At 68.2% G+C, this 11,019-nt stretch carries 8 protein-coding genes; 7 read left to right on the top strand and 1 reads right to left on the bottom strand.

Translation table 11 applies throughout. The features are described from left to right. The first annotated feature begins 55 nt into the window (after positions 1-55). Entirely contained in the window at positions 56-1,726 is a 1,671-nt protein-coding gene (gene argS, locus WFI54_RS05950; RefSeq protein ID WP_336651876.1) for an arginine--tRNA ligase, read from the top strand. An 18-nt stretch (positions 1,727-1,744) separates the two neighbouring features. Then, positions 1,745-2,512 (top strand): hypothetical protein, encoded by a 768-nt coding sequence (locus WFI54_RS05945; RefSeq protein WP_336651875.1) that lies wholly within the window; start codon positions 1,745-1,747, stop codon positions 2,510-2,512. Positions 2,513-2,601: 89 nt separating this feature from the next. Here the strand turns inward: WFI54_RS05945 and WFI54_RS05940 are convergent, their stop codons facing one another. Continuing rightward, a complete protein-coding gene (locus WFI54_RS05940; RefSeq protein ID WP_336651874.1) occupies positions 2,602-4,092 on the bottom strand; it encodes a PucR family transcriptional regulator in 1,491 nt (496 codons plus the stop codon). 175 nt (positions 4,093-4,267) lie between these two features. Between WFI54_RS05940 and WFI54_RS05935 the strand changes: the two genes are divergently transcribed. The 5 genes from WFI54_RS05935 (at position 4,268) to thrB (ending at position 10,911) form a co-directional block, all read left to right on the top strand. After that, entirely contained in the window at positions 4,268-5,365 is a 1,098-nt protein-coding gene (locus WFI54_RS05935) for a Zn-dependent alcohol dehydrogenase (RefSeq protein ID WP_336651873.1), read from the top strand. Positions 5,366-5,400: 35 nt separating this feature from the next. Continuing rightward, positions 5,401-6,825 (top strand): APC family permease, encoded by a 1,425-nt coding sequence (locus tag WFI54_RS05930; RefSeq protein ID WP_336651872.1) that lies wholly within the window; start codon positions 5,401-5,403, stop codon positions 6,823-6,825. Between the two features lie 270 nt (positions 6,826-7,095). Beyond that, positions 7,096-8,544: a diaminopimelate decarboxylase gene (gene lysA, locus WFI54_RS05925; RefSeq protein ID WP_336651871.1), complete on the top strand. Its 1,449-nt coding sequence runs from the start codon at positions 7,096-7,098 to the stop codon at positions 8,542-8,544. A 91-nt stretch (positions 8,545-8,635) separates the two neighbouring features. After that, on the top strand, positions 8,636-9,955 hold the full coding sequence (locus WFI54_RS05920; protein ID WP_336651870.1) for a homoserine dehydrogenase: 1,320 nt from the start codon (positions 8,636-8,638) through the stop codon (positions 9,953-9,955). Beyond that, positions 9,952-10,911: a homoserine kinase gene (gene thrB, locus WFI54_RS05915; protein ID WP_336651869.1), complete on the top strand. Its 960-nt coding sequence runs from the start codon at positions 9,952-9,954 to the stop codon at positions 10,909-10,911. The genes WFI54_RS05920 and thrB overlap by 4 nt, the downstream gene beginning before the upstream one ends. Positions 10,912-11,019 lie beyond the last annotated feature (108 nt).

The raw sequence follows: 11,019 nt of genomic DNA, 5'->3' as shown, positions 1-11,019 counted from the left end.
ACGCCGACTCGCCAGCGCAGAAGTGGCCTCCGATCGACGGGTAGACTGGATACTTGTGACGCCTCAAGAACTCGCCAGCGCCCTCGCCCGCATCCTGACCGACATCGTCGCCGCCCGCGGCGTCGATATCGAGGTCACCGAGCAGGACACGCAGGTGGAGCGACCCAAGAACCGCGACCACGGCGACTGGGCCTCGAATGCCGCCATGAAGTTCGCGAAGCGGATCGGCACGAACCCGCGCGAACTCGCCGAGGAGATCGCGGCGCGCACCGCCGAAATCGACGGCGTAGCGAAGGCCGAAATCGCGGGCCCCGGCTTCATCAACATCACGCTCGACGCTGCAAGCGCCGGCGAGACCGCGCGCCGCGTGGTCGAGCAGGGCGAGGCCTACGGTCGCGGCGACGCACTGGCCGGTCAGAACATCAACCTCGAGTTCGTGAGCGCGAACCCCACGGGGCCGCTGCACATGGGCCACACCCGCTGGGCGGCGCTCGGCGACTCGACGGCTCGGGTACTGCGCGCAGCCGGTGCCACCGTGACGAGCGAGTACTACATCAACGATGCCGGCGCGCAGATGGACAAGTTCGGGCGCTCCGTGCTCGCTGCGGCGCTCGGCGAAGATGCGCCGGAAGACGCCTACCCCGGCGAGTACATCCAGTCGCTCGGCGCACGCGTGCGCGAGCAGCTTCCTGGCCTTGCAGAGCTCGCCGCAAGCGATCGCGCCGCCGCCCTCGAGCAGGCCCAGGAGCTCGCCTACCAGCTGCAGCTCGCCGAGATTCAGGATTCCCTCGAGCGCTTCAACGTGCACTTCGACGTGTTCTTCTCGGAGCGCACCTTGCACGCCCCCGCAGAGGACGGCGGCAAGAGCCCCATCGAGGCCGCGATCGATCGCCTGCGCGAGCAGGGCCATGTGTTCGACGAAGACGACGCCGTCTGGGTGCGCACCACCGACTTCGGTGACGACAAAGACCGCGTCTTCACCCGCGGCAACGGAAACTACACCTACTTCGCTGCCGACGCCGCCTATTACCTGTCGAAGATGGACCGCGGCTTCGGCGAGAAGATCTACCTGCTCGGCGCCGACCACCACGGCTACATCGGCCGTCTCACTGCGATCGCCGGCGCGGCCGGAGACAACATCGAGACCGACATCACGGTGCTGATTGGCCAGCTCGTCAACCTCAACGGCGCGCGCCTGTCGAAGCGCGCGGGCAACATCATCGAGCTCGACGACCTGCTCGAGTGGCTCGGTAGCGACGCGCTGCGCTACTGGTTGGCGCGCTACCCCGCGGATTCGCCGCTGGCGCTCGACGGTGAAAAGCTGCGCAGCCGCACCAACGACAACCCGGTGTTCTACGTGCAGTACGCGCACGCTCGCACCTGCGCCGTCGACCGCAACGCGGCGACGGCCGGCGTCGACCGCAGCACCTTCGTTCCTGAGCTGCTCACGCACCCGACCGAGGCCGATCTGCTCGGCAAGCTGCAGCAGTACCCCGGTATCGTCGCCGGCGCGGCCGAGCTGCGCGAGCCGCACCGCATTGCCCGCTTCCTTGAAGAGCTCGCAGCGGCCTACCACCGCTGGTACGACAACTGCCGCGTGATCCCGATGGGCGAAGAACCCGTCGAAGATCTGCACCGCACCCGCCTGTGGCTGAACGACGCTGCGGGTCAGGTGTTGCGCAACGGGCTCGACCTGCTCGGGGTCTCGGCTCCCGAGCGTCTCTGACGCGGAGCGCACACCGTTATGCGCGAGCGGAAACCCCGCTGGTGGATCAGGCTGCTGGGCGTGCTCGTCGCGGTGGCGCTGCTCGCGGGCGCTGCTGAGGTCGCGCTGCGCCTGATCGTGCCCGACACGATCCGCAGCGCCGCCCGTGTGGGCCTCGGGCTCTCAGCCGAGCACCCGGTGGAGGTTTCTCTGGGCGGATCCGCGCTGCTCTACGCCCTCCGGGGTGGCGTGGGCGATGTGACGGTGACGGTGCCTGACGCGCCCCTCATCGAGGGAGTGCAGGCCGACGCGACCGTGCACGCCGCGCTCGTGCCCTTCAACCCGATGGTGGGTGAGATTCACGGGGCCACGGTGTCGTTGCGGGTGGATCGGGAGCAGCTCGGTCCCGTGGTGAATCTCGTCACCCAGGGCGTCGCTCAGACGGGGGAGGTGCAGGACGGCTCGCTCGTGGTGGGGCGCTCGATCGACCTCTTCGGGCAGTCGATCCCACTCTCGGCGAAGCTGGGGGTGGCTGTCGCGGGTGCCGGTGAGATCGAGATCGAACCGCGCGGCGTAACTGCGGCGGGGCTCGACTTGAATGCCGAGCAGCTGACGCAGGCCGCCGGTGGGCTGCTCGATCCGCTGCTCCGACCACAGGTACTCTGCGTGCGTGAGCAGTTGCCGCGCGGTGTCGCGCTCACGGGCATCACGCTGTCGAGCACCGGATCGGCGACGATCACCGCCGACTTGGACCCCCGCATCGTCTCAGATGCGCAGCAGCGCGAGAACGGCAGCTGCGAGGGGTAGCAGACCTAGCGTCACCAGCTCGTGCTGCCGTGCTGCTGCACGGTGCTCTTCGGGCGCTCGAAGTGTTCGACTCGGATTGCTGCACGCGGTTAGAATCCTGCTGCTCGCAGGGCGAGCCAGGCGGCGGTGCGGTCGTCGGCGCGATCCATCGACAGGCCTGTGAGTTCTTCGACACGACGGATGCGAGCCGCGAGCGTTTGACGGTGGATGCCCAGTCGTCGGGCCGAGGCGCGGTGGCCCCCGTGCTCTGCGAGGAACACTCTGAGGGTGTGGGCGAGTTCCCCGTGCGCGCCTGATGCGTCACGCAGCGGGTCGAGCAGGCTGGTGAGGGTGTCGCTCGGGGTGCCGGTGAGTGAGGAGAGCACGAGGTCGACGGTCGGCAGCTGCGTGTATCTGTGCACGGTCTCGCCGTCTTCGAGCGCGGTATCGAGGGCCTGCCTCGCCTGTACGGCGCTCTGCGCGAGGGCCTCCGCGGGAGCTGGAGCGCCGAGGCCGAGGTGCACTCGCGCGCCTCCCATCGGGCGCAGTGCCTCGACGAGTTTCGCGAGTTGCTCCGCGAGTTCGTTCCGCACGAAGCCGCGCACCGGCCCTGTGCCAGAGGCGAACATGTGCTCCGCGCCGAGTTCGTCGAGCCAGCGGCGCAGCAGGCGTTCGAGATCCACGGTGCGGGTTTTCGTGCCGAGTGCGAAGGCGGTGAGGCTGGGCTCGTGCACTTCCCAGCGGCGCAGCAGTTCGCGTGCCGGCGGGCCGCCGGCGTCGAGCGTTGCGATCAGTGCCTCGCGGCCCAAATGCTCGGTGAGCGAGGGGTCATGGGTGCGCAACAGGAGGTCGAGGAGGGCGGCCGATTGTGCGGCGAGGTCGCGGGAGTGGGTGCGGGATCGAGATCGTGACGCGACGACAAGGTATCCGGCGAGATCGCTGTCGGAACCGACCTGGTGCAGTTGCAATCCGACGTGCCGCACGCGCACCGGCCGGCCGAGAGCGACAGCGACCGCATCGGAGACGTGGAGTCGCCCCGCTCCGGCGCTGCCAATGAGCTGGCCCTGCGCATCGAGCAATACGGCCCAGCCGTCGAGACGGTGTGCGAGCTCGGCGATGACGGCGGTCACGCCGCCGCGGCGGGCGACCTGGGTGAGTACGTTGATGCCGGCGGTCACGAGCCTGTCTGCGGCGGCTCGGTCGTCGGCGATGAGGGCGGTGAGGGTGGCGTGGAGGGCGGTGCCTCCGTGGCGCGCTCCGAGGATGGCGGTCATGCCGTACCGTTCGAGCGCGGCACGCAGTTCAGCGGTGTCGCTGTCGGTCACGAACACGGCGCTGAGCAGCGGATCCTCAGCGCGACGGTTCCCGTCGTCGCCCGCGTTGCCACCGCCGTCGGGGTTCGATGCGGCGGCGCGCGCCGCCGCGAGGCGACGCAGGAGTTCTTCGGCGTCGCCGGTGACGAGGGTGGCGTATTCGGGGTTGCCCACGACGACGAAGGCCTCGATCGGGGAGACGCCGTCGACGGGCGTGCGCTCACCCAGACGCTGGGAAACACAGCTTCCGGCGATCGCTCGCGAGATCGCTTGCAGGTCCAAAGCCACGGGCTCAGTGTACCAAGTGCACAAGGTACTCGAGGCGTTTCGACACTTGGTGCAGTGACAGTGCACCCGTCAGGTCCGTAGCATCGCTTCAGTCGCTGCGAGTCGCGGCCTCGTCGGGTCAACGGCCCGGGGTGCCTATCGCACGAAGCAATTGATCGAGACAAAGGAGTTCACCATGAAGGCTGTCGTGTTCCGCGATCCTGCCACCCGCGCCGAGGTGGCGGATGTCACCCTCGCCGCTCCCCGGGCCGGAGAGGTGCGCGTGAAGATCGCCGCGGCAGGTGTCTGCCACTCCGACCTGCACGTCAAACGAGGGGAGTGGGATGCCCCAGCGCCCATGATCATGGGGCACGAGGGCTCCGGCGTCGTCGTGGAGCTCGGCGAGGGCGTCACCTCGCTCGCCGTCGGCGACCACGTCGTGCTGAGCTGGGTGCCGCCGTGCGGCGAGTGCCGGTACTGCTTGCAGGGGCACGAGGCCCGCTGCCAGAAGGTGGCCACCGTCGTCGCACCGCAGGGGGTGCTCTTCGACGGCACTTCGCGGCTCAGCCTCGGTGATGAGACGATTCACCACTACCTCGGCGTCTCATCGTTCGCCGAGGAGGCGATTGTGCCCGCCTCGGGTGCCATCAAGGTGCGCGATGACGCTCCGCTCGATGTGATCGCCGTAGTCGGCTGCGCTGTCGCCACCGGCGTGGGTGCCGTGCTCAACACCGCCGCCGTCGAGCCCGGCGCGACCGTGGCCGTCATCGGCTGCGGAGGCGTGGGCCTCAACGTAGTGCAGGGTGCGAAGCTCGCCGGCGCCGAACGCATCATCGCGATCGATATCGTGCCCGAGAAGACGCGCATGGCGCTGCAGTTCGGGGCAACCGACCGCATCGACGCCTCCGAGCGGGACGCAGTGGAGCAGCTGTTCGAACTCATGCCCGACGGCGTGGACTACGCCTTCGACGCGATTGGACGCACCTCCACCACCGAGCAGTCCATTCGCATGCTCGGCCTGGGCGGTGCCGCCGTCATCGTGGGCCTGCCGCCCACGGGTGCCCGGGCTTCGTTCGAGCCCCTCGTGCTCGCCGAGGCCGACCAGCGAATCCTCGGATCCAACTACGGATCGGTGCGCCCCTCCATCGACATCCCCGCGCTCGTCGACAGGTACATGGATGGGCAGCTGAAGCTCGATCCGCTGATCTCAGGCCGACGACCTCTTGACGAGGCCGCCGCGGCGCTCGATGACCTCGAAGCCGGCGGCGTGCTGCGCACGCTGCTCATTCCGTAGACACCCCACCATTGATCAGCTCATAGGAGAGAATGATGACCCACACCACAGAACGGAAGGTCGACGCCGGCCTGCGCGAAGGGGTGATGTCCGGCCCTGAACTCGGGGCCCAGGCCATCGCCAGCATCGCGCCGAGCGCCGTGATCGCCTTCACCGCTGCTTCCATTTTCCTCGGCGCCGGCAACGGCACCATGATGGCGTTCGTGCTTGCCACGATCGTGATCCTGTGTGTCGGCTACATCGTCACCGTCTTCGCGCGGCGTCACGCCTCCGCGGGCTCGCTGTACACCTACGTGTCCAAGGGGCTCGGCCCGAGCGGTGCCTTTGCAGCTGGGGTCGCCCTGCTCATCGGCTCGTGGGGCATCGCGGCCGGATCGCTTGGTGGTGCGGTGTCGTACGCCTCCGACCTGCTGCAGCTGTTCGGCGTGCCGGCCAGCGGCACCGTTTGGCTGGTCGCGCTGACAGTGATCATCGGCGGCCTTGCGACGTTCTTCACGATCCGCGGCATCCGCATCTCGGCGCGCGTCTCCCTCGTGCTCGAGCTCGTGTCGGTCTTCATCATTCTCGTGCTGCTCGTCGCGGCCCTCGTCTGGCTCGGCCCTGACGCGTGGGATCCCGCACAGTTCTCGTTCGAGGGGGTGCCGTTCCAGGGCGTCGCCGCAGGTATGGTGCTCGGCATTCTGGGCTTCGTGGGATTCTCCTCGGCCGACGCTCTCGGTCGCGAGGCGCGCAACCCGCACACGGCCATTCCGCGCGCGATCATGTGGAGCGCAGTGGTTGTTGGTGTGCTTTACGTCTTCGCCGCCTACACGCAGATCGCCGTTCTCGGCGACGAACTGGGCGAGGTCGCGAGCCCGCTGCAGGCCATCAACGACCGCATCGGGATGCCCGCCTGGTTCGCGCCGGTGCTCGTGTTCGGTGTTGCTGCGTCGTTCTTCGCCGTGGTGGTCGCGCCCCTCAATGTGGTCGGCCGTATTGTCTACGTGATGGGGAAGGAGGGCATGGTGCCCGAGCGCTTCGGCCGCACCCACGAGACCCACCTCACCCCGCACCGGGTGCTCCTCATCGCCGGTCCCGCAGCTATCGTGCTCGACGTGATGCTGCTGCTTGCAGGCACGCAGCCAATGGATATCGTCGTGTGGGTCGACACTTACGGCACCTACGGCTACATGGTGGCCTACGCGCTGGTGGCGATCGCGGGTATCGTCTACACGAAGCGTGCCGGTATCCCCAACCGTTTGGTGTGGCTGTGCGCGGTGGTCGCGGTTGTGGCCATGGTCTACGTCTTCTTCGCGAACGTGTGGCCGGTGCCTGCCTTCCCCATGAACGTCATTCCCTACATCTTCGCCGCCACGATGCTGCTCGCCTTCAGTCGCTTCTGGTGGATCAAGGCGAACCGACCCGAGGTGCTGAAACATGTGGGCAACACCCACACGGCAATGCTCGAGGGCGTGGGCTAAGGGTCTGTCGCCGAGTCCGATGGGATACTCCGATGGGACGGCTTCCGCTTCGCGCGGGTGCCGTCCCGTCGGCATTTCTGCGGTGTTCCATCGTCACAGAGTGTTGCGCGAACTGATCCGGGAATGTCGGCACGGTAAGCTGGAGGGGTCCGTTCCGAGGGAGACCTCCGTTCGCACGGCTTCAGGGGCCAATCCGGGTCCGCTCGCCAGAGGTGCACGCCTTCGCGAGCGTGCGCACGACACCGTATCTGACCGCCGAGGAAACCACTGATGACCGAGCCGCAGCCGCGCTCTGACGCCGCCCCCGTCGAGGCGCACGTCGACGCGAACGCCATCGATCCCCGCGTCTTTCCGCCGTCTGCCCGCCGTGGCAGCCGTTGCGGCGCGCTCAAGCTCGGCGGCATCCGCGCTGCGGAACTCACCGCGAAGCACGGCTCTCCGCTGTACGTGATCGACGAGGAATCCGCTCGCGAGCGTGCCCGCGAGGTGCGTGAGGCGTTGCAGCGCGAGGCAGAGCGGATCGGCACCGAAGCTACCGTCTACTACGCGGGAAAGGCGTTCCTCTGTGTCGAGGTCGCGCGTTGGATGGAGGAGGAAGGCCTCGCCATCGATGTCGCAAGCGGGGGCGAGCTTGCGGTCGCGCTTGCTGCGGGGGTGGATCCGGCGCGCATCGGCTTCCACGGTAACAACAAATCGGAGCGCGAAATCGCGCGCGCGGTTGAAGCCGGAGTCGGCACGATCATCATCGACAGCGAGATCGAGACTGAGCGGATCGCGGCCGCCGCGAGCGCCGCAGGGCGTCGGCAGCGGGTGCGTCTCAGGGTGAACAGCGGTGTCCACGCCTCGACCCATGACTTCCTGGCGACCTCGCACGAGGATCAGAAGTTCGGCCAGCCGCTTTCGGAAGCTCCTCGTCTGGTGGCGGCGATTCTCGCCCACGACAGCCTCGAGTTCGTGGGCCTGCACTGCCATATCGGCTCTCAGATTTTTGCGACCGACGGGTTCCGCGAGTCGGCTCGTCGCCTGCTCGGCATGTACCCCGAGCTGGAGCGTTTGGCGGGCGAGCCGATCCCCGAGCTGAATCTCGGTGGCGGGTTCGGCATCGCCTACACGAGCGCTCAGGCGGATGAGGCACCGGCCATCGCTGATATCGCGCGCGAGCTCGCCGACATCGTGGCCGAGAGTGCTCGGGAGTTCGGTGTCGCGCTTCCCAAGCTCGCGTTCGAGCCGGGGCGTACGATCATCGGCCAGGCCGGTGTGACTCTGTACACGGTGGGCACCACGAAGCGGGTGGCCCTCGCGGGGTCTGACGTGGCGGCCGACCCCGCCGATCTCGGCAGCGAGACGAGGCTCTATGTAAGCGTCGACGGGGGCATGAGTGACAACGCCCGTCCTGCGCTCTACGGCGCCGACTATCAGGTGCGCATCGCGAACCGCGAGAGCGACGCAGAGCCTGCGCTCGTGCGGGTGGTGGGCAAGCACTGCGAGTCGGGCGACATCGTCGTGCCGCGCGACCTGCTGCCTGGCGATGTGCGCCCGGGCGACACCCTCGCTGTGGCGGCGACGGGGGCCTACTGCTGGTCGCTCGCGAGCAATTACAACTACGTCCCCAGGCCGCCCGTGGTGGCGGTGCGGGAGGGCGCGTCGCGTCTCATCGTGCGCGGCGAGACCGAGGACGAGCTGCTCACCAAGAGCGTGTTCCCGGCACCCGCCCCGTAAGTGTCGGTGGTGGCAGGCAGACTGAACCCACGGTCAGCCGGCTGCCAACGTTGACAGCTGAACAGATTCCCCAATGAAACGGAGATACGAAGTGAACGAGTACCGTGACCTGCGGGTCGCGCTGCTGGGCTGCGGCTCGGTCGGCGCACAGGTGGCCCGGCTCATCATCGAGCACGGCGATGAGCTCGCCGCGCGCGTCGGCGCGCGTCTCACGCTGGCCGGGATCGCGGTGCGCAGCCTCGATGCGAAGCGCGACGTCGAGCTGCCGGCTGAGCTGTTCACCACCGATGCCGAGCGCCTGGTGCAGGGCGCCGATATCGTGGTTGAGTTGATGGGCGGAATCGAGCCCGCCAAGACACTGATTCTGCAGGCGCTGCAGGGCGGCGCAGACGTGGTCACCGCGAACAAGGCGCTGATCGCCGCGCACGGCCCCGAGCTGTCCGATGCGGCCGAGCAGGTCGGTGCGCAGCTCTCCTACGAGGCCGCGGTGGCGGGTGCGATCCCCATCATCAGGCCGCTGCGCTGGAGCCTCGCGGGTGATCATGTCACTCGTGTCATGGGAATCGTAAACGGCTCCACCAACTACATCCTCGACCGCATGGACCGTTTCGGCGACAGCGCCGAGGATGCCATGCGGGTGGCGAGCGAGCTCGGCTTCCTCGAAGCCGATCCGACCCTCGACGTCGAGGGCTATGACGCCGCGCAGAAGGCCACCATTCTTGCGAGCATCGCGTTCCACACCGATGTGCCCGTCGACGCGGTCTACCGCGAGGGCATCACCTCGGTCACTGCCGAACAGATCGAGGCGGCCAAGCACGCCGGGTACGTCATCAAGCTGCTCGCAATCGCCGAGCGGATCACCGCGACTGATGGCACCGATGGTGTCTCGGCTCGTGTCTACCCCGCGCTCATCAGCCGTGAGCACCCGCTTGCTGCGGTGCACGAGGGCAAAAACGCCGTCTTCGTCGAGGCCGAGGCCGCCGGTGAGCTCATGTTCTACGGCGCGGGCGCGGGCGGCGTGGAGACTGCCTCTGCGGTGCTCGGTGATCTCGTCTCGGCTGCGCGGCGCCACGTTGCCGGTGGCCCCGGCATTCCGGGTACGCAGCACGCCGATCTCCCGATCCTGCCGGTGGGCGAGGTCAACACCGCCTACCAGGTGATGCTCGAGGTGCGCGACAAGCCGGGCGTGCTCGCGGCGATCGCGGGCATCCTTGCCGAGCACGGAGTGTCGGCTGCGAGCGTCGAGCAAACTGTCGAGCGCGGCACCGATGCGGAGGCCGCTCGGGCTGCTCTCGTGATCGGCACGCACACGGCACGCGAGGCTGATCTTGCGGCCACAGTCGAGGCGCTGCGCTCCTCGGACATGGTGATCGAGGTCACCAGCGTGCTGCGTCTGGAGGGCAAGGCGTGAGCGCGGCGACGGAGAACGGCGGCGCTGCAGGAATCGGCCGCGGTGTGCGAGTGCGCGTGCCGGCCACCAGTGCCAACCTTGGCCCTGGCTTCGACACCCTCGGCATTGCACTCGCCCACGGCGATGAGCTGACCGCTACGGTGCGCGAGGCTCCTGGCGCGACCGTGCAGGTGTCGGGCGTGGGGGAGGGCGAAGTGCCCACCGACGCCTCCAACCTCGTAGTGCGCTCGGCTGCGCACGTTTTCGAGCGTCTGGGGCGCCAGCTGCCCGGGCTCGACGTCACCGCCCAGAACCGCATCCCGCACGGTCGCGGCATGGGATCTTCGGGATCGGCGATTGTGGCGGGCGTCATGATAGCGGCGGGCCTGCTGCAGAGCGACCCCGTGGCTCCCGTCGAGCTGAGCGAAGAGCAGCTCCTCGGCTTCGCGACCGAACTGGAGGGCCACCCCGACAATGTCGCGCCGGCGCTCTTCGGCGGTCTCACGATCGCCTGGACCACGCCCGACGGCCCCCGCTTCAAGCGCCTCATGGTGCATCGCGGCGTCGCGCCCCTCGTGCTCGTGCCCAGCTTCACGATGTCGACTGAGCTCGCGCGCAGTCTGCAGCCGAAGCATGTGCCCCACGAAGATGCCGTCTTCAACGTGTCGCGCTCCGCACTGCTCATCGCGGCGCTCACGCAGAGCCCCGAGCTGCTGCTCGAAGCCACTGAAGACCGGCTGCATCAGAACTATCGCGGTGACGCCATGCCGGCCACCCGCGACCTGATCCGCGAGCTGCGCGAGGCTGGTCATCCGGCCGTGGTGTCGGGGGCGGGGCCCTCGATCCTCGTGCTCTCGAACGGCCCGGCCGATCGCCTTCGCGCCGTCGACTTCGTCACCGCCGAGCATGCGGATTGGCGGCCGCTCACCCTAGCCGTCGACACGAAGGGTGCTACAGTGGAGGCGATCCCCGCCTAGCACTCGTGCTGAGGGGCAGCGCAGTCGGCAGAGTATCGTCTGTGTCGGCTGCTCTCCCGCAACGGCTGGTGGATCGTTCCCTCACCGAGACGACAGGTCTGGTGATCC

The organism is Leucobacter sp. MMO-125 (assembly GCF_037148395.1).
GTDB lineage: Bacteria > Actinomycetota > Actinomycetes > Actinomycetales > Microbacteriaceae > Leucobacter.
The sequence above is the reverse complement of the archived record's forward strand: the minus strand, read 5'-3'. Positions and strand labels throughout refer to the sequence as shown.